Origin of the sequence: Cupriavidus nantongensis (genome assembly GCF_001598055.1) — a bacterium.
Classification (GTDB): Bacteria; Pseudomonadota; Gammaproteobacteria; order Burkholderiales; family Burkholderiaceae; genus Cupriavidus; species Cupriavidus nantongensis.
This window is the reverse complement of record NZ_CP014844.1, coordinates 1,545,104-1,564,661: the sequence shown is the minus strand read 5'-3', so window position 1 is coordinate 1,564,661 and position 19,558 is coordinate 1,545,104. Positions and strand designations below refer to the sequence as shown.

The 19,558-nt window shown below is 68.6% G+C and carries 20 protein-coding genes and 1 tRNA gene; 6 read left to right on the top strand and 15 right to left on the bottom strand.

Going from position 1 to position 19,558, the window contains the following annotated elements:
* Positions 1-12 precede the first annotated feature (12 nt).
* A complete protein-coding gene (locus A2G96_RS07235) occupies positions 13-330 on the top strand; it encodes an Mpo1-like protein (protein WP_062798113.1) in 318 nt (105 codons plus the stop codon).
* A 170-nt stretch (positions 331-500) separates the two neighbouring features.
* Here the strand turns inward: A2G96_RS07235 and A2G96_RS07230 are convergent, their stop codons facing one another.
* Positions 501-1,847 carry a YihY family inner membrane protein gene (locus A2G96_RS07230; RefSeq protein ID WP_025582191.1) on the bottom strand — a complete coding sequence of 449 codons (1,347 nt, stop codon included), beginning with the start codon at positions 1,845-1,847 and terminating at the stop codon, positions 501-503.
* 197 nt (positions 1,848-2,044) lie between these two features.
* Between A2G96_RS07230 and wrbA the strand changes: the two genes are divergently transcribed.
* The 3 genes from wrbA to A2G96_RS07215 are packed head-to-tail and all read left to right on the top strand — an operon-like array spanning position 2,045 to position 4,486.
* Positions 2,045-2,647: an NAD(P)H:quinone oxidoreductase gene (wrbA, locus tag A2G96_RS07225; protein ID WP_062798111.1), complete on the top strand. Its 603-nt coding sequence runs from the start codon at positions 2,045-2,047 to the stop codon at positions 2,645-2,647.
* A complete protein-coding gene (locus tag A2G96_RS07220; RefSeq protein ID WP_062798108.1) occupies positions 2,644-3,048 on the top strand; it encodes a DUF2069 domain-containing protein in 405 nt (134 codons plus the stop codon). Before wrbA ends, A2G96_RS07220 begins: the two co-directional genes overlap by 4 nt.
* A 19-nt stretch (positions 3,049-3,067) precedes the next feature.
* Positions 3,068-4,486 carry an FAD-binding oxidoreductase gene (locus A2G96_RS07215; RefSeq protein ID WP_062798107.1) on the top strand — a complete coding sequence of 473 codons (1,419 nt, stop codon included), beginning with the start codon at positions 3,068-3,070 and terminating at the stop codon, positions 4,484-4,486.
* A 12-nt stretch (positions 4,487-4,498) separates the two neighbouring features.
* On the opposite strand, the gene A2G96_RS07210 is transcribed toward A2G96_RS07215, so the two are convergent.
* The 8 genes from A2G96_RS07210 to A2G96_RS07175 form a co-directional block, all read right to left on the bottom strand.
* Entirely contained in the window at positions 4,499-5,362 is an 864-nt protein-coding gene (locus tag A2G96_RS07210) for an N-formylglutamate amidohydrolase (protein WP_062798106.1), read from the bottom strand.
* 2 nt (positions 5,363-5,364) lie between these two features.
* Complete coding sequence (locus A2G96_RS07205; protein ID WP_062798104.1) at positions 5,365-6,402, bottom strand: porin; 1,038 nt, start codon at positions 6,400-6,402, stop codon at positions 5,365-5,367.
* Positions 6,403-6,575: 173 nt separating this feature from the next.
* Entirely contained in the window at positions 6,576-7,535 is a 960-nt protein-coding gene (locus A2G96_RS07200) for an ABC transporter ATP-binding protein (protein ID WP_062798102.1), read from the bottom strand.
* On the bottom strand, positions 7,532-8,494 hold the full coding sequence (locus A2G96_RS07195; protein WP_062798100.1) for an ABC transporter ATP-binding protein: 963 nt from the start codon (positions 8,492-8,494) through the stop codon (positions 7,532-7,534). The genes A2G96_RS07200 and A2G96_RS07195 overlap by 4 nt, the downstream gene beginning before the upstream one ends.
* A 10-nt stretch (positions 8,495-8,504) precedes the next feature.
* Positions 8,505-9,452: an ABC transporter permease gene (locus tag A2G96_RS07190; RefSeq protein ID WP_062798098.1), complete on the bottom strand. Its 948-nt coding sequence runs from the start codon at positions 9,450-9,452 to the stop codon at positions 8,505-8,507.
* A gap of 60 nt (positions 9,453-9,512) precedes the next feature.
* Positions 9,513-10,484, bottom strand: coding sequence for an ABC transporter permease (locus A2G96_RS07185; RefSeq protein ID WP_062798096.1), 972 nt, complete (start codon positions 10,482-10,484; stop codon positions 9,513-9,515).
* A 39-nt stretch (positions 10,485-10,523) separates the two neighbouring features.
* Positions 10,524-12,170, bottom strand: coding sequence for an ABC transporter substrate-binding protein (locus tag A2G96_RS07180; RefSeq protein ID WP_062798093.1), 1,647 nt, complete (start codon positions 12,168-12,170; stop codon positions 10,524-10,526).
* 197 nt (positions 12,171-12,367) lie between these two features.
* The gene (locus A2G96_RS07175) at positions 12,368-13,126 is read right to left on the bottom strand and encodes an IclR family transcriptional regulator (RefSeq protein ID WP_062798091.1); all 759 of its coding nucleotides are present in this window, start codon (positions 13,124-13,126) and stop codon (positions 12,368-12,370) included.
* Between the two features lie 245 nt (positions 13,127-13,371).
* On the opposite strand from A2G96_RS07175, the gene A2G96_RS07170 reads away from it, so the two are divergent.
* Positions 13,372-14,538 carry a thiolase domain-containing protein gene (locus A2G96_RS07170; protein WP_062798089.1) on the top strand — a complete coding sequence of 389 codons (1,167 nt, stop codon included), beginning with the start codon at positions 13,372-13,374 and terminating at the stop codon, positions 14,536-14,538.
* Between the two features lie 17 nt (positions 14,539-14,555).
* Complete coding sequence (locus A2G96_RS07165) at positions 14,556-14,954, top strand: Zn-ribbon domain-containing OB-fold protein (protein ID WP_062798087.1); 399 nt, start codon at positions 14,556-14,558, stop codon at positions 14,952-14,954.
* 55 nt (positions 14,955-15,009) lie between these two features.
* On the opposite strand, the gene A2G96_RS07160 is transcribed toward A2G96_RS07165, so the two are convergent.
* The 6 genes from A2G96_RS07160 to A2G96_RS07140 all read right to left on the bottom strand — a co-directional run bounded on the left by A2G96_RS07160 (position 15,010) and on the right by A2G96_RS07140 (position 19,530).
* Positions 15,010-15,885 (bottom strand): pirin family protein, encoded by an 876-nt coding sequence (locus tag A2G96_RS07160; protein ID WP_062798085.1) that lies wholly within the window; start codon positions 15,883-15,885, stop codon positions 15,010-15,012.
* Positions 15,886-16,017: 132 nt separating this feature from the next.
* Complete coding sequence (locus A2G96_RS07155) at positions 16,018-16,593, bottom strand: acyloxyacyl hydrolase (RefSeq protein WP_062798083.1); 576 nt, start codon at positions 16,591-16,593, stop codon at positions 16,018-16,020.
* A 101-nt stretch (positions 16,594-16,694) separates the two neighbouring features.
* A complete protein-coding gene (locus tag A2G96_RS34250; protein WP_257733267.1) occupies positions 16,695-16,823 on the bottom strand; it encodes a hypothetical protein in 129 nt (42 codons plus the stop codon).
* A 55-nt stretch (positions 16,824-16,878) separates the two neighbouring features.
* A complete protein-coding gene (locus A2G96_RS07150; protein ID WP_082818867.1) occupies positions 16,879-17,808 on the bottom strand; it encodes an adenylate/guanylate cyclase domain-containing protein in 930 nt (309 codons plus the stop codon).
* A gap of 245 nt (positions 17,809-18,053) precedes the next feature.
* A tRNA-Ser gene (locus A2G96_RS07145) sits at positions 18,054-18,147 on the bottom strand.
* Between the two features lie 129 nt (positions 18,148-18,276).
* Complete coding sequence (locus tag A2G96_RS07140; protein WP_062798081.1) at positions 18,277-19,530, bottom strand: aspartate kinase; 1,254 nt, start codon at positions 19,528-19,530, stop codon at positions 18,277-18,279.
* Positions 19,531-19,558: the final 28 nt, after the last annotated feature.

The window sequence follows — 19,558 nt, the reverse complement described above, 5'->3', positions numbered from 1 at the left end:
CCGGAGACAGCCATGGCCCACACCAGCGCGCGCGAGTTCGAGAATTTTGCAGCCTTTTATCCGTACTACCTGAGCGAGCACCAGAACCGGACCTGCCGGCGGCTGCATTTTGCCGGCTCGACGGTGGCGCTGCTGTGCCTGGTGGCGCTGGTCGTGACCGGCAATTGGTGGTGGCTGCTCGCTGCGATGGTGGCGGGCTATGCGTTTGCCTGGGTCGGGCACTTCGGGTTCGAGAAGAACCGGCCGGCTACGTTCCGGCATCCCGTTTATAGCCTGATGGGGGATTGGGTGATGTATGCCGATATCTGGCGGGGGAGGATTCCGTTTTGAAGGGGGCGGGGCTTGGCCCTTGTTGGGGTGGTCGCTGTTGGTGACATGCTGTCGGCGCTTGAACCGCGTGGTTCCGCCCAGGAGGGCGGAACAATGCATTTCAACAGCCGACAGCATGTCACAAACAGCGACCACTCAACAACGCCAACGTCTGACGTCTAACCAATCATTCAAACCTGTCCATGCCACCCCGGCGGCACCACCTCCAGCGCACGCCGCGGTCGCTGCCCGTCGCCATCGCCGGCCGTCGGCGGCAAATCCACCGGCTGCTGCCGGAACACCGCCTCCAGCGTCTGATCCAGCTGCGGATTGTCCAATATCGACTTGAGCGCCTCGGCCCCGCGCAAATGCTGCGCCAGCGCAGTGCGCGGCAGCCGCGGCAGGTTCAGCACCAGCCGGTCATGCAGCGTGCGCAGCGTCACCTGCGACGGGTCGCACAGCAGTGCCCAGTGGGCCTGGCCGCGCTCCTGCTGCAGCCGGCCAACCAGGTGCATGGCCTTGAGCTTGTCCAGCAGGCTCGACAGGTAGTCGGCCTCGACCCGCAGCTTGCGGCTCAGGTCCAGTTCGCCGACGCTGCGCGGCACTTCGTCGCGGGCGCGGTAGAGCAGCAGCAGCACGCCCAGCGCGTCGAAGAACTCGCTGCCGGCAAAGCTGCGGCGGCGCCAGTAGCCCTGCCGGATCACCGGCAGGTTGGCGGCGATGGTCGCGCCCAGCAGCGTCACCAGCCAGCTCAGGTAGATCCACAGCAGAAACAGCGGCAGCGCGGCGAAGGTGCCGTAGACCGCGGTGTAGGCCGGGATCTCGGTGATGAAATAGCCGAAGCCGCGCTTGGCGAATTCGAACGCCACCGCCGCGACCAGCCCGGCCACGATGGCATCGCGCCACTCGACATAGGCGTTGGGCACCGCCGTGTACAGGAAGGCAAAGGCCAGCGCCGACAGCAGCACCGGCGCCGCGCCCACCAGCAGTCCCAGCCCCACCGGCATGGTGCCGACATAGCCGGCCGAGATCGAGATCAGGTAGGAGCTGATCGACAGGCTCGCGCCGATCAGCACCGGGCCGAAGGTCAGCACCGCCCAGAACACCAGCACCCGCTGCGCCAGCGGGCGGCGCTGCTTGACGCGCCAGATCGCGTTGAGCGCGTCTTCCACCGTCAGCATGGTCAGCACCGAGGTCACCATCAGCCCGGCCAGGCCCATCGCGGTCAGTCCGCGCGCGCTCTTGGCGAACATGCCGAGATAGCGCTGGATCGATTCGCTGACGTTGCCGGGAATCAGGTTCTGGAACAGGAATGCCTCGATGGCATTGCGGAAGTCGCGGAACACCGGGAACGCGGCCAGCAGCGCGAAGGCCACGGTCAGCACCGGCACCACCGCCAGCACGGTGGTGAAGGTCAGGCTGGCCGAGACCTGCGGCAGCCGGTCTTCGGCGGCGCGGCGCAGCGCGTAGCGCGCCAGGGCACGCACCTTTTGCAGGTTCCATTCCCGGCGCAGGCGGGCGACGCGGGCTCCAATCATGCGCAAGCAAGCTCCTGGATCGGGTTGGTCGGATGGTTGGTCGAGCGTTGAGGGTTCGACGTGCGGGCCCCGCAGCGCACGCGGCACGAGGCCATCGGCAGATGGCGTGGGGGGCGCATCTATAATACGCGCATTGTTGCCGGCATCCTCCGCGCACCGCCCTTTCACCATCCTCTCAGCGCCGGCCGTCCCGCTCCATGATCGAGATCCTCGTCCTGTACTACAGCCGCCACGGCAGCACCCGCAAGCTCGCCGAACTGATCGCCACCGGCATCGACAGCGTCCCCGGCGCGCAGGCCCGCCTGCGCACGGTGCCGCCGGTTTCCACCGTGTGCGAGGCCACCGCGCCGGACATCCCCGCCGACGGCCCGCCCTATGCCGAGCTGCGCGATCTGGAGGAATGCGCCGGGCTGGCGCTGGGCAGCCCCACCCGCTTCGGCAACATGGCCGCGCCGGTGAAGTACTTCCTCGACGGCACCGTGGCCCAGTGGCTGTCGGGCGCCCTCGCCGGCAAGCCCGCCTGCGTGTTCACCGCCACCGGCAGCCTGCACGGCGGGCAGGAGACCACGCTGCTGTCGATGATGCTGCCGCTGCTGCACCACGGCATGCTGATCCTGGGCCTGCCCTATTCCGAGAAGGGCCTGATGACGACGGCCTCCGGCGGCACGCCCTACGGTCCCAGCCACCATGCCCACGGCGACAACCGCGGCCCCGTCACCGAAGACGAATCCGCGCTGGCCATGGCGATGGGCCGCCGGCTGGCGCAGACCGCGCTGCGCCTGGCCGGAGCGCAGGCATGACCGCCGCCGCGGACAGCGACCAGGCCCTGCACAGCCCGTGGCTGTACCGGCTCAGCGTGGGCAGCCTGCTAGCGCTGCTGGTGCTGTGCATTGCCTGGGAATGGTTCCTCGCGCCGCTGCGGCCCGGCGGCTCGTGGCTGATCCTCAAGTTCCTGCCGCTGCTGCTGCCGCTGCGCGGCGTGCTCTCGCGCAACCGCTACACCATGCAGTGGTCGTCGATGCTGATCCTGCTGTTCTTCACCGAGGGCATCGTGCGCGCCACCAGCGACCGCGCGCCCTCGTCCACGCTGGCGTGGGTAGAGGTGGCGCTGACGCTGGTGTTCTTCACCAGCACCATCCTCTACCTGCGCCCGTACAAGCGCCGCGCCCGCGCCGCCGCCAAGGCCGCGCCCAAGTCCTGAACCGCGTCCACCCATCGCCATGACCTCGCCTCAAGACTCCTTCCTCGCACTGTGCCGCGCCGCGCTGGGCCCGCAGCACGTGCTGACCGATGCGGCCGACCAGGCGCCGTACCTGACCGACTGGCGCAAGCGTTATCGCGGCGAGGCGCTGGCGGTGCTGCGCCCCGGCAACACCGCGGAAGTCGCCGAGGTAGTCCATGCCTGCCACGCGCACCGGATCGCGGTGGTGCCGCAGGGCGGCAACACCGGCCTGTGCGGCGGCGCCACGCCGGTGGCGGGGGCGCCGCAGGTGGTGATCTCGCTGCAGCGGCTCAACCGCATCCGCCAGGTCGATCCGCTCAACAACACCATCACGGTCGAGGCCGGCGTGGTGCTGCAGCAGCTGCAAGAGGTCGCGCGCGAGCACGGCCGGCTGTTTCCGCTGAGCCTGGCGGCCGAGGGCAGCTGCACCATCGGCGGCAACCTGTCGACCAATGCCGGCGGCACCGCGGTGCTGCGCTACGGCAACACGCGCGAACTGTGCCTGGGGCTGGAAGTGGTGACGCCCTCCGGCGAAACCTGGCACGGGCTGCGCGGCCTGCGCAAGGACAATACCGGCTACGACCTGCGCGACCTGTTTATCGGCGCCGAGGGCACGCTGGGCATCATCACCGCCGCGGTGATGAAGCTGTTCCCGCTGCCGCGTGCGTCGGTCACGGCGCTGGCCGCGGTGCAGAGCCCGCGCGCCGCGCTGGCGCTGCTGGCCATCGCCCAGTCGCACGCCGGCGCCATGCTGACCGGCTTCGAGCTGATGTCCGCGCTCAGCATGACGCTGGTGACGCGGCACTTCCCGCAGCTGCGCTATCCGTTCGCGGAGATGCATCCGCAGCTGGTGCTGCTGGAGCTGTCCGACAGCGAAAGCGAAGCCCATGCGCGCGGCATCTTCGAGACCATGATGTCGGCCGCGTTCGACGCCGGCGTGGTCGCCGACGCGGTGGTGGCCGAATCGGTGCAGCAGTCGCGCGACTTCTGGAACCTGCGCGAGCATATTCCGCTGGCGCAGGTGGAAGACGGCAAGAACATCAAGCACGATATCGCCGTGCCGGTCTCGCGCGTCGCGGACTTTATCGAGTGTACCGACGCGCTGCTGCAGAACGCCTTTCCCGGCGCGCGCATGGTCACCTTCGGCCATCTCGGCGACGGCAACCTGCACTACAACGTGGCGCCGCCCGAAGGCGTCGACCACGATGACTTCCTGGCGCACCAGGACCAGGTCAACCGCATCGTGCACGACAGCGTGCGCTCGCATAACGGCTCGATCTCGGCCGAGCACGGCCTGGGCCAGCTCAAGCGCGAGGAAAACCGGCACTACAAGAGCGAAGTCGAGCTCGCCATGATGCGGGCGATCAAGGGCGCGCTGGACCCGCTCGGGCTGATGAATCCCGGCAAGGTGGTGTAAGCGCGCCTGCGCTCAGCGGCGCAGTTCGGTGTGGCGCAGTTCGGTCTGGATATACGCAGCGACGTGCTCGAGCAGTTCGTCGAGATGGCCGCGCAGCACGGCAAAGCCTTCATGCTGCGCCAGCGTGGCCTCGTCCATGTACAGCGCCCGGTTGATCTCGATCTGCAGGCTGTGGCGCTGCCGCGCCGGATCGGCATAGGCACGGATCAGCTGCGCGCCCTTGTACGGCCAGTTGACCGCCACCTCATAGCCCAGGCTGCGCAGGCACTCCGCCACCAGTTCGACGAATCCCGCCGAGCAAGTCGCGCCGTCGCCGTTGCTGACGACGAAATCTGGCCGCGCCGCGCCGTTGTCGATGTTCATCGCATTGCCGCGCGACTTCATCGAATGGCAGTCGAGGTGCCAGACCGCGCCACAGCGCGCATGGTGCTGCGCCAGCAGGCCGGACAGCGCGGCGTGGTACGGATCGTAGTAGGTCCTGAGCAGGTATTCCGCCATATGCGGCGACAGCGTCGCGGCATAGACCGGCACGCCCGGCAGCGCCAGCCGGCGCAGCACGCCCATGCCGCGGCCGGACTTGTCGCTGGGGCGCACTTCGTAAGGCATGGCGCCGTCGATCAGGTCGGGATCGATATCGTCGCGGGCGCGGTTGACGTCGACCAGCCAGCGCGGGAAGTCCGCGCACAGCAAGGTGCCGCCCACCCGCGGCACATGCGCGAAGAGCTGGTCGACATAGGCGTCCCAGCCCGACAGCAGGGCCTCGGGCGGTGCCGCCAGCGGCAGGGTCTCGGCATGCAGCAGGCCGCTGTGCGGGGAATCCACCACCAGCGGCAGCGCCGGCCCGGCCGGTTCAGTCAGCGAATACGGAAGCGTCATGGTCAGAATTTGTGCTGGATGCCGACGCCCACCGTGGTCACGGTGTCGCCGGACTTGTGCGAGTTGGGATCCTCGCGGTCGAAGAAGACATAGGGCATGGTGCGCTTGCTCAGGCTGTAGCCGTAGCCGGCCTGCACCTTGCTCAGCCGGCCTTGCGGGTCGCGCTGCACCGCGCGCTGCATGTAGTTGACGGTAAGCTTGTGCGCGCCGTACGGCACCGAGAAGCCGACCAGCCAGTACGGCACGTCGGTACGCGTGGTCGCGGTGCCGGCGTAGCGGTCGCGCCCGACGATGCCGTAGAGGTTGACCACGGTAAAGTCGTACGAAGCCACCGCCTGCACCTTGTCGCGGAAATCGTTGGCCACCAGGCCGCCGCTCTTGGCATCGCGCGAATAGCCCAGGCCTGCGGCGAACTTGCCGGCGGCGTAGTTCAGGCCCAGGTCGAACTGGCGGAAATCGTCCTCCGCCTGCAGCGGCGGCCGGGTATTGGGCGTGCTCGCATCCGGCCCCGCCAGGTTCATGCGCGCGCGCAGCGAGAAGCCGCCGAAGCTCGGCGTCATATACCCCAGCGCATTCGACACGCGGTTGCGCGCATTCAGCACTTTGGTGCCGATCGCGGTGGCGCCCGCATCGTGGATGGCGAAGTCGATGTTCTGCGTCACCTGCGAATAGATCGGCGAACCGACGATCGTCGCCGAATCGAGCCGGCCCAGCGCGATCGCGCCGAAGCCGCCCTGCAGGCCGACGAAGGCATGGCGGAACTGCGGGTTGGTGGCGACGCCGTTGTCGGCGCCAAAGCCCTGCTCCAGGCCGAATGCCGCGCGCAGGCCGCCGCCCAGCTCTTCGCTGCCGCGCAGGCCCCAGCGCGAGGCGTTGTCGGCGATCTGCGTGGCGCGGCCATCGGGCCCCTTCTGGTATTCGATGTCGGTGTCGATGCGGCCGTACAGCGTCACCGTGGCGCCGGCCGCGGCCGACAACAGCGCCAGCGCGCCGCCGAGGCAGGCGCGTGCGAGTGCGCGCCGGGTGTGGATACCGTTCATGCTGTTGCTCCCCTGTCGTGGTCTGTCATGCAAGAAATCCCCCTCTGTGGTCCGACTGCCGCGTGTGCTGCCCGCGCAGCGCGCACGCACCCGCCCATCCCGCGCGGGCGGGATGGGACCGTTCGATCGGGTTCGACCGGGAGCGTGAGCGCGCCGCGCCGGGCCGCGGCTATCTAGTCATTCAAATGGCAGGCGGACAGGCGTCCGCCGATATCGCGCAGCAGCGGCACTTGTGTCTTGCAACGCGCGCTCGCGTGCGGGCAGCGCGGATGGAAGGCGCAGCCACCAGGCGGCGCCAGCGGGCTGGGCAGCTCGCCGCGGATGGGCTGGTGCGCGGGCGGACTGGCGCCCAGGCGCGGCGCGTCGGCCAGCAACGCGCGGGTATAGGGATGGTTGGGCGCGGCGAACACCTCGCGCGCGGGGCCGCTTTCGACGATGCGGCCCAGGTACATGATCACCACGCGGTCGGACATATGCTCCACCACCGCCAGGTTGTGGCTGATGAAGACATAGGTCAGCGCGTGCTCGCGCCGCAGCTGCATAAACAGGTTGATGATCTGCGCCTGCACCGAGACATCGAGCGCGGACACCGCCTCGTCGCAGATCAGCAGGCGCGGGTGCAGCGCCAGCGCGCGCGCGATCGCCACGCGCTGGCGCTGGCCGCCGGAGAACTCGTGCGGATAGCGCTCGGCATAGCCGCGATCGAGCCCGACCTGCTGCAGCAGCTCGCCGGCGGCCGCGGCGGCGCGCGCACGCTTGATCAGGCCGTGGTAGACCGCGCCTTCGGTGATGGCCTGGCCGATGCGCAGGCGCGGGTTCAGCGACGCATAAGGATTCTGGAACACCATCTGCACCGCGCGGTGATAGGCTGCCGAAGCGATGTCGGCGCGCTGGCCTTGCCACGCGATCTCGCCGCCGGTCTGCGGCAGCAGGCCGGCCAGCATGCGTCCCAGCGTGGACTTGCCGCAGCCGGACTCGCCGACCACGCCCAGCACCTCGCCCTGGCGCACCTGCAGCGAGACATCGTTGACCGCATGCACCGCCTGCGCCGGCTTGCCGGCCATGCGCGCGAGCAGGCCGGGCTTGAGCAGAAAGCGTTTCTGCAGGTTGTGCGCTTCGAGCATGACCGTCATGCCGCCTCCAGGGGATAAAAGCAGCGCAGCGTGCGGCCGCGCACAGTGGTTTCGACAGGGATCTGCGCACACGCCGGGCGTGCGCGCGGGCAGCGCGGCGCGAAGGCGCAGCCTGGCGGCAGCGCGGCCAGTGCCGGCGCCGCGCCCGGAATCGCGCGCAGCGTGGCGCCGCGCATCGCCGGCGTCGGCAGCGAATCGAGCAGGCCGCGCGTGTACGGATGCAGCGGCCGCCTGATCAGTTCATCGACCGGGCCCTGCTCCACCACCCGGCCCGCGTACATCACGCAGACACGGTCGACCAGGTCCTTGACCACGGCAAGGTCGTGGCTGATCCAGATCGCGGCGGCGCCGGTCTCGCGCACCAGTTGCTTCATCTCGTAGAGGATCTGCGCCTGGATGGTGACGTCGAGCGCGGTGGTCGGCTCGTCGGCGATGATCAGGTCGGGCCGGTTGATCAGCGCATTGGCGATCGCCACGCGCTGGCGCATGCCGCCGGACAGCTCGTGCGGATAGGCGCGCATGCGCTCCTGCGGCGCCGGGATGCCGACCCGCGCCAGCGCATCGAGCGCCTGCGCATGCGCCTGCGCACGGGTGCGGCGGTGATGCACCAGCACGGTCTCGGCGAGCTGGTCGCCCACGCGCATGACCGGGTTGAGCGACATCATCGGGTCCTGGAACACCATGGCGATGCGGTCGCCGCGCAGCGCCTGCCACTGGCGCGGCGAGCACGCCAGCAGCTCCTGCCCCTTGAAGCGCACCGAGCCGCCGGTAACGCGCCCGGGCGGATCGAGCAGGTTCATCAGCGAGAACGCCGTCACCGACTTGCCCGAGCCCGATTCGCCCACGATCCCCAGGATCTCGCCCGGCTCCAGCGTGAACGACACGCCGTCGACCGCCTTCACCGCGCCGTGCGCGAACGCGAAGCTGGTGCTCAGTCCGGAAACTTCCAGTAGTGCCATGCCGGGCTCCTTACGCTTCCAGCCGCGGGTTGAGCACGCGGCGCAGGCGGTCGCCCACCAGGTTGATCGAGCCGATCAGCAGCACCAGGGCCACGCCCGGGAACACGCTGATCCAGTACTTGTTCGACAGCATGTATTCGAAGCCGTTGGCGATCAGCATGCCCAGCGACGGCTGCGTGCGCGGCAGGCCGATGCCGAGGAAGCTCATGGTGGCCTCGAGCGTGATCGCATGCGCGATCTGCAGCGTGCCGGTCACCACCAGCGGCGCCATGCAGTTGGGCAGGATATGGCGGAACATCACGCGCAGCGCCGGCAGCCCCTGGCCCAGCGCGGCCTCGACATACTCCTTGCGCCGCTCCACCTGCGCCGCGCCGCGCACGGTGCGGGCAAAATAGGCCCATTGCACGATCACCAGCGCCAGCAGGGTCTTGTCGACGCCCTGCCCCAGCACCGCCAGCAGGATCAGCGCCACCAGCACCGCCGGCAGGCTCAGCTGCAGGTCGACCACGCGCATGATCGCGGCATCGGCCACGCCGCCGAAGTACGCCGCGGCCAGCCCGACCGCGCTGCCTACCATCAGCGCCACCACCGCGCTGATCACGCCCACGCCCACGCTGATGCGGATGCCGTAGAAGATGGCGCTGAGCAGGTCGCGCCCGGCGCCGTCGGTGCCGAGCCAGTAGTGCGGCCGGCCTTCATAGCCGGTGCTGCCGGGCGGCAGCTCGGAATCGATCACCGACACCGTGGCCAGGTCATACGGGTTCTGCGGGCTGAGCGCATGGGCCAGCACGGCCACCAGCAGCAGCACCAGCAGCAAGGCCAGCGCGGCGGCGGCGACGCGGTTGGCGCAGAAGCGCCGCAGCAGCGAAGGCCGTGCCGGCGGCGCGGCGGCCGGCGCCGGCGCGAGCGTGGGGAGCGCGGGCACGGCGTCATCGTTTTCGGATAGAGGCAGGGACATCGGTTCGGTCTCGGTCTTCGGTATTCAATCTTCGATAGCGGGGAATGGAGGCGGCAAGGGCTAGGCCGCCTTGTGCCGCAGGCGCGGGTCGAGCACCACGTACAGCAGGTCGACCACCAGGTTCAGCACCACGAACAGCAGCAGCGTGACCAGCAGGTAGGCCACCACCACCGGGCGGTCCAGCGCCAGCACGGAATCGATGATCAGCTTGCCCATGCCGGGCCACGAGAACACCGACTCGGTCACCACCGAGAACGCGATCAGGTGGCCGAACTCGAGCCCGACCACGGTCACGATCGGGATCAGCACATTGGGCACCACGTGGCGCAGCACGAGCCGCGCGCCGCCCACGCCCTTGGCGCGGGCGAACTTGATGTACTCCTGCCCCGCCACCTCGCGCGTGCCGGCCTCGGTCAGCCGCGCCACCAGCGAGATCTTGAACAGCGACAGCGTCAGCGCCGGCAGCAGCAGGAAGCGGATGCCCTCCCAGCTGGTCACCGACAGCGGCACGCCCAGCACCGTGCTGACCGGCCCGCGCCCGCCCGACGGCAGCCAGCCCAGGTTCACCGAGAACACCAGGATGCCGATCATGCCGATCCAGAAAGTGGGCATGATCACGCCGCCGAGCGAGGCCGCCATCAGCATCCGCGCCAGCCGGCTGTGCGGCTTCAGGCCGGCATAGACGCCCATCGGGATGCCGATGCCCAGCGACAGCAGCAGCGCCGTCACCGCCAGTTCCAGCGTCGCCGGCACGCGGCTGACGATCAGCTCGATCGCGGGCCGGTTGTAGACGAAGGAGTCGCCGAGGTCGCCGTGCAGCGCGCCCTTCAGAAAGCGCAGGTACTGCTGCGGCACGGGCAGGTCCAGGCCGAGCGCATGGCGCGCCTCGGTGATCTCCTGCTCGGTGGCGGTCGGGCTGACCAGCAGGTGCACCGGGTCGCCGATCAGGTTGACCGCGCAGAACGTCAGCACCGACATGATCCAGAGCACCGCGATGCTCTGCAGCAGCCGTTTGAGTAAGGTTTCAAGCATGGTAGGAAGCCGGTGGGATGCGGATACGTAGGGGCGCGGTCAACGTTGCGGCAGCGCCGGCGGCGCCGGGCGGATATTGCCGGCATAGGTGAAGCCGTCGCTGCGCGGCTGCACCGCGAGCCCGTCGCGATAGGCCCAGGCGGCGCGCAGGTGGTGCAGCGGCACGATGCCGGCGTCGGCCGCCAGCCGTTGCGCCGCGCCCTGCTGCGCCAGCTCGCGCGGGGCCGGCGCCATGGTGTGCATGGCCTGCCCGATCAGTTCGTCGACGGCCGCGTTGGCATAGCCGCTGCGGTTGTTGGCGCCCAGGCCGGCAGCCTTGTCCTGCGAGTGCGCCACCGCCACCAGCGGCTCCAGCGAATCGCCGCTGACCGCGCCGATGCCGAGCAGGAAGGCGCTGAACTCTGGCTTGCCGCCGGCGCCGCCCGAGGTGGCGCGGGTGATATAGACCGAATACGGCAGCGTGCGCACCTCGGTGCGGATGCCGGCGCGGGTCAGCATCTGCCCCACCGCCTCGCAGGTCTTGGCGTCGTTCAGGTAGCGGTCGTTGGGGCAGTGCAGCGTCAGGCGGAAGCCCTGCGGATAGCCGGCCTGCGCCAGCAGCCGGCGCGCCTGCTCCACATCGGCGCGCGGCGCCGGCACCGCCGGGGCGAAGCCGAAGAAGCCCTGCGGCACCATCTGCCCGGCCGGCACGGAATCGCCCTTGGTCACGCGCGCGGCGATCAGGTCGCGGTCGATCGCCAGGCTGAGCGCCTGCCGCACCCGCACGTCGCGCAACGGGTTGGCCGCCAGCGGCTGGCCCGCATGGTCCTGCACATAGGGCGAGACCGCACGCGCCTGGTCCAGCTGCAGGTAGTTCAGCATGTACGAGGTGGCGGAGACCACGCGGATGCGGCCGTTGGTGCGTGCAAAGGCCTCGGCGATGCTGGCCGACGAGGCGTCGATCACGTCGACCAGCCCCGACAGCAGCGCCGAGGCCCGCGCCGGCTCCTTCGGGATGAACTGGAACACCACCCGCTGCCACGGCTGCGGCCCGCCCCAGTAGCCCGGATTGCGCGACAGCGTCAGCTGCTGGCCATGCTCCCACGCCACCAGCCGGTACGGGCCGGTGCCGATCGCGGCATTGCCGTGGGCGAAATCGGCCTCGCGCACGCCCGCGCCCAGCGAGCGCGGCAGCATCGCCACCATGCCCACGTTCTGCGGCAGCACCGGGTTGGGCGAGCGCGTGCGCACGCGCAGGGTCAGCGGGCCGGTGACCTCGACCGCCGCCACCGACTTCAGGTAGGTGCGGAAGGTGCGCGCGCCCGGCAGCTTCAGCGCGCGCTCGATCGAGTAGCGCGCATCGTCGGCGGTAAACGGCTCGCCATTGCTGAAGCGCACGCCGGGGCGCAGCTGGAACTCCCAGGTGCGGTCGTCGAGCTGGCGCCAGGCGGTGGCCAGCAGCGGCACCGGGCGCAGCGCGTTGTCCAGGCCAACCAGGGTTTCGTAGACATGGCCCCACAGGTTGCGCCCGGCGGCGTCGAGCACATGGGGATCGGCGGCGCTGATCTCGGCCTTGTAGCCGATGCGCAGATCGGCGGCGTTCGCGGCGTTCGCAGCGTTCGCGGTGTTCGCGCCGGCGAGCAGCGTTGCGGCAGCAAGGATGGCGACGGAAAGGCGCGACGCCAGGTTGACGGCAGGGTTGGGCATGGTGGGGTGGTTCGTTTGCCGAAACTTTGTTTCATTCAGTGATACCGTGTATCGAAGAATAAGACATCGACACCCATGTCGTTAAGCAGGGTTTACCCCCGAGGCGCGCACAAGGCAAAAAAAAACGGCGCCGAAGCGCCGTTTGGGACGGGAAGTGCGCGGGACGTGGCCGCGCTTGGGTCGCACTCGTATCGGGCTCAGCCACCGGTGTAGCCGAGTGCCCGCGACAGGTTGGCGGCCTCGGCCACCACCATCGCCACATGGCTGTCCAGCGCCTCTTGCGTGGTGCGGCTGGCCGGGCTGGCGATGCTCAGCGACGCCACCGCCGCGCCGCTGTGGTCGCGCAGCGGCGCGGCGGCGGAGACGGCGTCGACGTCGCGCTCGCCGACCGAGACCGCATAGCCGGCGGCACGGATCGCCGCCAGTTCCTCGCGCAGCGCCTGCGGCTCGACGATGGTCTTGGCGGTGAAGCGTTCCAGCTGCTGCGCCAGCACGGCATCCACCAGCTCGGGTGCGGCGAAGGCCAGCAGCAGCTTGCCGGAGGCCCCCACATGCAGCGGCCGGCGGTTGCCGATCTCGGTATGCACGCGCACCGACTGGGTCGACTCGTGCCGCGCCACGCAGACCGACTCGAGCCCGTCGCGCACGCGCACGATCACGTTTTCGCCGCAGGCCGCGCCGATCGCCGCCAGCCGCGGGCCCACCAGCTTGACCAGGTCGAACTGTTCGCGCGCGGCATTGCCCACCAGCAGCGCGTTGTAGCTGAGCTTGTAGACCGCCGCCGGCGACTCGCGCGCGATCAGGCCGCGGTGCTCGAGCGTGGTCAGCAGGCGGAACGCGCGCGCCTTGGTCAGTCCCGCGCGCCGTGCCAGCTCGGTCACGCCCAGCGATGGGTGCTCGGCCACCAGCATCAGCAGGCCCAGGGCCTCGTCCACCGCTTCAACGATGTAGGTCATCGATCCTTTTCGTCCAGATTCAGGAATATCCAGCGCAGATTGTAGCGGTCGCTGCAATCGTTCGCGCTGCAAGTGCCTTGCGCCCGGCCTGGATGCAGGGCTCCCTGCCGTACCGAATACACCCTTCGGCACTTCCGAATACAACGCAGCGGGCAAGCTACGCAATACTCTCGGGATCGCCGTGCCAGCATCGCCGCGCCTGCCCCGCCCCACGCTGGCACCCCTGACGCACCGAAGGAGAACAGATGAGCATCAACGGCAAGGCCTACATCGTCGGGGCCTACGAGCACCCGACCCGCAAGGCACCCGACAAGACCGTGGCACAGCTGCACGCCGAGAGCGCCAAGGGCGCGCTGCAGGATGCCGGCCTGACGCTGGCCGACGTCGACGGCTATTTCTGCGCCGGCGACGCGCCCGGGCTGGGCGCGGTCAACATGGTCGACTACCTCGGCCTGAAGGTGCGCCATGTCGATTCCACCGATACCGGCGGTTCGGCCTACCTGGTCCATGTCTCGCACGCCGCGCAGGCGATCGCCGCGGGCAAGTGCAACGTCGCGCTGATCACGCTGGCGGGCCGGCCGCGCTCGGAAGGCTCGACCGGCACGCAGGCGCGCAACTGGGGCGCCAACCTGCCCGACCAGCCGTTCGAGAGCCCGTTCAGCCCGGTCACGGTCAACCTGTACGCGATGGCAGCGATGCGCCATATGCACGAGTACGGCACCACTGCCGAGCAGCTGGCGTGGGTCAAGGTGGCGGCGTCGCACCACGCCCAGCACAACCCGCACGCCATGCTGCGCGACGTGGTCACGGTCGAAGACGTGCTGAACTCGCCGATGATCTCGGACCCGCTGCACAAGCTCGACTGCTGCGTGGTCTCTGACGGCGGCGGCGCGCTGGTGGTGGCGCGCCCCGAGATCGCCGCCACGCTGCGGCGGCCGAAGGTGAAGATCCGCGGCGCCGGCGAATACATCAAGGGCCAGCTCGGCGGCGAAGTCGACCTGACTTGGTCCGGCGCGCGCTTCTCGGGTGCGAGCGCGTTTGCCGAAGCCGGCGTGACCCCGGCCGACATCAAGTACGCGTCGATCTACGACAGCTTCACCATCACCGTGCTGATGCAGCTGGAAGACCTGGGCTTCTGCAAGAAAGGCGAAGGCGGCAGGTTCGTCGCCGACGGCAACCTGATCTCGGGCGTCGGCAAGCTGCCGTTCAATACCGATGGCGGCGGACTGTGCAACAACCACCCGGCCAACCGCGGCGGCATCACCAAGGTCATCGAAGCCGTGCGCCAGCTGCGCGGCGAGGCCCACCCCGCGGTGCAGGTCGCCAACTGCGACCTCGCGCTGGCGCAGGGCACCGGCGGCTACCTGGGCTCGCGCCACGGCAGCGCCACCCTGATCCTTGAACGTGAATAAAGCGCGGGAGCACTGACATGACGACCCCACACATCCCCGCCGTCTACAAGGCGCCCGACGAACAGCCCGACAACCTGCCGTTCTGGCAGGCCGCGCGCGAGGGCAAGCTGCTGGTCAAGGTCTGCGACGACTGCGGCAAGCCGCACTGGTATCCGCGCGTGCTGTGCCCGTTCTGCATGGGCACCACCTCGTGGCAGCAGGCCAGCGGCCGCGGCACCATCTACACCTACAGCGTGACGCGCCGCGCCGGCCCCAACCCGTTCTGCATCGCCTACGTCAAGCTGGACGAAGGCGTCACCATGATGACCCATATCGTCGACTGCGATCTCGACACGGTGCGGATCGGCCAGAAGGTGCAGGTCAGGTTCTCGCCCAGCGACGGCGGCGCGCCGGTGCCGACCTTCACGCTCGCCTGAGGCGGCCCGGCGGTAGCGGGCGTTGCGCCCGCTACCGCGTGCTTGCTGCAGCTTCCTACTGCCGGCCCGCGGCCATGCTGCCGAAGCGGCCGCTGCTGAAGTCGCGGAACGCCTCGGCAATCTCCGCCTCGGTGTTCATCACGAACGGGCCGTGGCCGACGATGGGCTCGTCGATCGGCTCGCCGCTGAGCAGCAGCACCACCGCATCGGTGCCGGCCTCGATGCTGACCGCATCGCCGGCGCCATCCAGCACCACCATCTCGGCATCGCGCACGGTGGCCTCGGCGTTGACCGTGACCTTGCCGCGCAGCACCACCAGCGCGGTATGCCAGCCGTCGGGCAGCGCCACGCGCGTGCCCGCGCCCTGGTTCAGGCGCATGTCCCACACATGCATCGGCGTAAAGGTGCGTGCCGGGCCGCGCTTGCCTGCGTACTCGCCCGCGATCACGCGTACCGTGCCGGCGCCGTCGGGCATCGGCACCGCCGGGATATCGCGGTCGACGATGGCCTGGTAGCCGGGCGCGGCCATCTTGTCGCGCGCCGGCAGGTTGACCCACAGCTGCACCATCTCCAGCGCGCCGCCGCTTTGCGTAAACGCGGGCGAGTGGAACTCTTCATGCAGGATGCCGGCGCCCGCCGTCATCCATTGCACGTCGCCCGGGCCGATGACCCCGCCCTGCCCGGTCGAGTCGCGATGCGCGACCTCGCCCTTGTAGACGATGGTAACGGTCTCGAAACCGCGGTGCGGATGCTGGCCCACGCCGCGCGGACGCTGCGTCGGCGTAAATTCGGCCGGGCCGGCGTAGTCCAGGAGCAGAAACGGGCTGAGCTGCTTGCCGTGGCTGGTGTACGAAAACATCGACCGCACCGGGAAACCATCCCCGACCCAGTGCGGACGCGGTGCGCTGTAGACACCCAGAATGCGCTTCATGTCGATCTCCGAGAATGCCGGCCACGCCGGCCGGCAATGATCCATGCAGCGATGATAGGTGCCGCCGCGGGTGCGCGGTAGGCGGCGGGATTGCGATGCAGCGTCCTGCGGCTGGAACGATGCCGCCAACGGTCAGAAGCGGTAGCGCACGTAGCCCATGCTGAAGTTGGTGCCGGGGTTCGGGTCCTTGATGCCGGCGTTGGACAGGTGCTGGAAGCGGTAGCCGATGGTGAGCCGCTGCGCCTTGCCGAAGGCGACGCCCACGCCGATCATGTCGGAGAACTGGAACGCCGAGCCCATGCGGTGGCCGCCGGCGATCTCGGTGTGGCTCAGCACGCGCAGGCCCACCGAGGCCTCGACGAACGGCGTGACATGTTCGCCCGCATAGCTGAGCCGGAAGATCGGCGACACGCCGAACTCGGTCAGCTGGCTCGACGGCCGCGACGACAGCGCGCGCCAGTTGGCAACGTTGACCTCGCCGTCCAGCGCCAGCGCCAGCCGGTTCGACAGCTGCCACTGCACGATCTCGTCCCAGCGCGCCGACACTTCGTATTTCTCCACGCCGTGCCGGTTGTCGCGTCCATAGCCCGCCTGCATCGAGAATCCCGCCGCGCCGGCCGCGGACGGCAGCGCCAGCAGGCCAGCCGCAATCGATACCAGAGCCGCGCGCGGCAGCCCCCCTGACAATGTGTTTTTCTTCACTGACATCCGTCTATGTCGGGCAGCGCCTGCGGAACTGGCGGCACCACCGCTTTGTTTTGATCACGGCACAAGACGATAGCAGCGCTTCGAGATTGCAGAAGCCTGTTTCAGGCAAACACAGTGTTCCAGAGCCGGAACAATGCTGCGAGACGCGTTACCAACAGGCATGGCCGCCCGATGCAGGCGCCGCCAAAAACAAAAACCCCGGAAAAACCGTGGTCTTCCGGGGTGTTCATTCGTGGCTCACACTGCCGCTGTAGTCTGTCCCGGCCGTTTCCATGCGAATTCCGGCTATCGCGCCGCACCGGTCTTGTCGACCTGCAGGGCGAACTCGATGCACTCCGCGCCCGGCCCCGTCCACTGGCCAAACCCGATCCAGCCATGCCCCCTCAGCGTGACCTCATCGCGGCGCAATATGAATGGCTCGGCACCGTCCATGCAGACATGGGTGCCGTTCGAGCTCCTGTCGATCAGTACATAGCGGCCGGCGCGCGGCTCGGCCATGGCCTGGAACCGCGACGCGAGACGGTCCGACACCACGATGGTCATGCCGGCGTCCCGGCCGATGGTGACAGGCGCCGAGACCGCGTTCATCTCGACCACGGTGTCCCGGTAGCGCAAGGTCAGAAAGGCGGCATGCGCCGGCGGCTCCTTGAATCCCGCAATCAGCGTCAAGTCGGTGGCCTGCTGCCAGATTGCCTCGTACAACTCGACCGGCTGCGCCCTGCCGCGCACGTGGATCGGGTACAGGTAGCGCGTCATCTGGCGCAGCGGCGCGGGCAGGTCCGCGACCGCGTCCTTGCTGGTGATGATCTGGCCGCGCGCGGCAAGGCCGGACAGCCGCGCGGCCAGGTTCACGGCATCGCCGAAGACATCGCCGGACGCGTCGGACAGGATCGGGCCATGGTGGAAGCCGATGTGGGACGACATGGTGAAGCCGGCCACGGGCGGCAACTCGGCAACCGCCCGCTGGATGTCCAATGCCGCCTGCAACGCCTGCTCGGCGCAGGGAAACAGCACCATCACCTCGTCGCCGATGGTCTTGACCAGCCGGCCTTGCGAGGCCTCGGAACAGGACTTCATCGCACCGATGCAACGGCCGACCGCGGCAAGGGCGGCGGCGTTGCCCGCGCGCTCATAGAGCCGCGTACTGCCGCTGACATCCGCGAACAGTACCGAACCCTCCGACGCCTGGTGCAGCAGTTCCCGGTCCATGTGCATCCCGCTCCGTCCTGCCATCGCCGCGCGGCGCTCCGGCCAGCTGCCGGCGCCACGTCCCGCATGCAGGGAATTCTGGCACCGGCAAAGCCGATGCTCAATATGAATCTGGAGCGCGCCGGGGCGACGGAATGAAGGGAATCAACGGACGGATAACCGACGGTGCGCGAGGCGCAGCGCGGGCCCAAAAAACAAAACCCCGGAAGACCGCGATCTTCCGGGGTTCCGCCGCCAAGGACGGTTGTCATTGGCGGAGACGGAGGGATTCGAACCCTCGATCCAGGTTTTGGCCCGGATGCTCCCTTAGCAGGGGAGTGCCTTCGACCTCTCGGCCACGTCTCCCAAACTTGCGTTGTGTGAGGGAGCCACACAACGAAGCGCGTATTCTAGCGATGCCGCCCGTGTTGGTCAATGAAAAATCGATGACTCAACACAAATTTTGCGGCCTCGCCAGAAATGCTTACGAACGGATCACGCCTGTTCCAGTTCGAAGGCCTTGTGCAGCGCGCGCACGGCCAGTTCCATGTACTTCTCGTCGATCAGCACCGAGATCTTGATTTCCGAGGTGGAGATCATCTGGATGTTGATGCCCTCTTCCGACAGCGTGCGGAACATCTTGCTGGCGATGCCGACGTGCGAGCGCATGCCCACGCCCACCACCGACACCTTCGACACCTTGGGGTCGCCCGACACGCTGCCGGCGCCGATGTGCGCCTTCACGCCATCGTTCAGGATGGCCAGCGCGCGCTGGTACTCGCCGCGCGGCACGGTGAAGGTGAAGTCGGTCTTGCCGTCGACGGACTGGTTCTGGATGATCATGTCGACGTCGATATTGGCGTCGGCGACCGGGCCCAGGATCTGGTAGGCGATGCCGGGCTTGTCGGGCACGCCCAGGACGGTGATCTTGGCTTCGTCGCGGGCAAAGGCGATGCCGGAGATGACAGCGGCTTCCATGGTGGAGTCTTCTTCCTCAAAAGTGATCAGCGTGCCCGAGTGCATTTCCTGCTCGAGCGGCATAAGCGGGTCGGTCAGCGACGACAGCACGCGGGTCTTGACGCGGTACTTGCCGGCGAACTCGACCGAGCGGATCTGCAGCACCTTGGAGCCGAGGCTGGCCATTTCCAGCATTTCCTCGAAGGTGATCTGGTCCAGGCGGCGGGCGTCCTCGACCACGCGCGGGTCGGTGGTGTAGACGCCGTCGACGTCGGTGTAGATCAGGCACTCGTCGGCCTCGATCGCGGCGGCGATCGCCACCGCCGAGGTGTCCGAGCCGCCGCGGCCCAGCGTGGTGATGTTGCCCTCGTCGTCGATGCCCTGGAAGCCGGTGATCACCACCACGCGGCCGGCGTCGAGGTCGGCCAGGATGCGCTCGTCGTCGATCGATTCGATGCGGGCCTTGGTGTACGACGAATCGGTCTTCACCGGGACCTGCCAGCCGGTGTAGCTGACGGCGTCGATGTCCTCGCCGTGCAGCGCGATCGCCAGCAGCGCCACGCTGGCCTGCTCGCCGGTGGAGGCGAGCATGTCCAGTTCACGCGGATCGGGCTGGGGCGAAATTTCCTTGGCGAGTCCCAGCAGGCGATTGGTCTCGCCCGACATGGCCGAAGGCACCACGACTACGCGGTGACCGGCGCGGTGCCACTTGGCCACGCGCTTGGCGACATTCTTGATGCGTTCCGTGGAACCCATCGAAGTGCCGCCGTATTTGTGAACGATGAGAGCCATCTTCTTGTCGACGCCAGCGATTGTGCAA

Excerpts from the sequence above, each read along its gene's own strand:
- A2G96_RS07235 (WP_062798113.1), top strand. The coding sequence starts at position 13 with ATGGCCCACACCAGCGCGCGCGAGTTCGAGAATTTTGCAGCCTTTTAT.
- A2G96_RS07230 (WP_025582191.1), bottom strand. The coding sequence starts at position 1,847 with ATGATTGGAGCCCGCGTCGCCCGCCTGCGCCGGGAATGGAACCTGCAA.
- wrbA (WP_062798111.1), top strand. The coding sequence starts at position 2,045 with ATGATCGAGATCCTCGTCCTGTACTACAGCCGCCACGGCAGCACCCGC.
- A2G96_RS07220 (WP_062798108.1), top strand. The coding sequence starts at position 2,644 with ATGACCGCCGCCGCGGACAGCGACCAGGCCCTGCACAGCCCGTGGCTG.
- A2G96_RS07215 (WP_062798107.1), top strand. The coding sequence starts at position 3,068 with ATGACCTCGCCTCAAGACTCCTTCCTCGCACTGTGCCGCGCCGCGCTG.
- A2G96_RS07210 (WP_062798106.1), bottom strand. The coding sequence starts at position 5,362 with ATGACGCTTCCGTATTCGCTGACTGAACCGGCCGGGCCGGCGCTGCCG.
- A2G96_RS07205 (WP_062798104.1), bottom strand. The coding sequence starts at position 6,402 with ATGAACGGTATCCACACCCGGCGCGCACTCGCACGCGCCTGCCTCGGC.
- A2G96_RS07200 (WP_062798102.1), bottom strand. The coding sequence starts at position 7,535 with ATGACGGTCATGCTCGAAGCGCACAACCTGCAGAAACGCTTTCTGCTC.
- A2G96_RS07195 (WP_062798100.1), bottom strand. The coding sequence starts at position 8,494 with ATGGCACTACTGGAAGTTTCCGGACTGAGCACCAGCTTCGCGTTCGCG.
- A2G96_RS07190 (WP_062798098.1), bottom strand. The coding sequence starts at position 9,452 with ATGTCCCTGCCTCTATCCGAAAACGATGACGCCGTGCCCGCGCTCCCC.
- A2G96_RS07185 (WP_062798096.1), bottom strand. The coding sequence starts at position 10,484 with ATGCTTGAAACCTTACTCAAACGGCTGCTGCAGAGCATCGCGGTGCTC.
- A2G96_RS07180 (WP_062798093.1), bottom strand. The coding sequence starts at position 12,170 with ATGCCCAACCCTGCCGTCAACCTGGCGTCGCGCCTTTCCGTCGCCATC.
- A2G96_RS07175 (WP_062798091.1), bottom strand. The coding sequence starts at position 13,126 with ATGACCTACATCGTTGAAGCGGTGGACGAGGCCCTGGGCCTGCTGATG.
- A2G96_RS07170 (WP_062798089.1), top strand. The coding sequence starts at position 13,372 with ATGAGCATCAACGGCAAGGCCTACATCGTCGGGGCCTACGAGCACCCG.
- A2G96_RS07165 (WP_062798087.1), top strand. The coding sequence starts at position 14,556 with ATGACGACCCCACACATCCCCGCCGTCTACAAGGCGCCCGACGAACAG.
- A2G96_RS07160 (WP_062798085.1), bottom strand. The coding sequence starts at position 15,885 with ATGAAGCGCATTCTGGGTGTCTACAGCGCACCGCGTCCGCACTGGGTC.
- A2G96_RS07155 (WP_062798083.1), bottom strand. The coding sequence starts at position 16,593 with ATGTCAGTGAAGAAAAACACATTGTCAGGGGGGCTGCCGCGCGCGGCT.
- A2G96_RS34250 (WP_257733267.1), bottom strand. The coding sequence starts at position 16,823 with ATGAACACCCCGGAAGACCACGGTTTTTCCGGGGTTTTTGTTTTTGGC.
- A2G96_RS07150 (WP_082818867.1), bottom strand. The coding sequence starts at position 17,808 with ATGCACATGGACCGGGAACTGCTGCACCAGGCGTCGGAGGGTTCGGTA.
- A2G96_RS07140 (WP_062798081.1), bottom strand. The coding sequence starts at position 19,530 with ATGGCTCTCATCGTTCACAAATACGGCGGCACTTCGATGGGTTCCACG.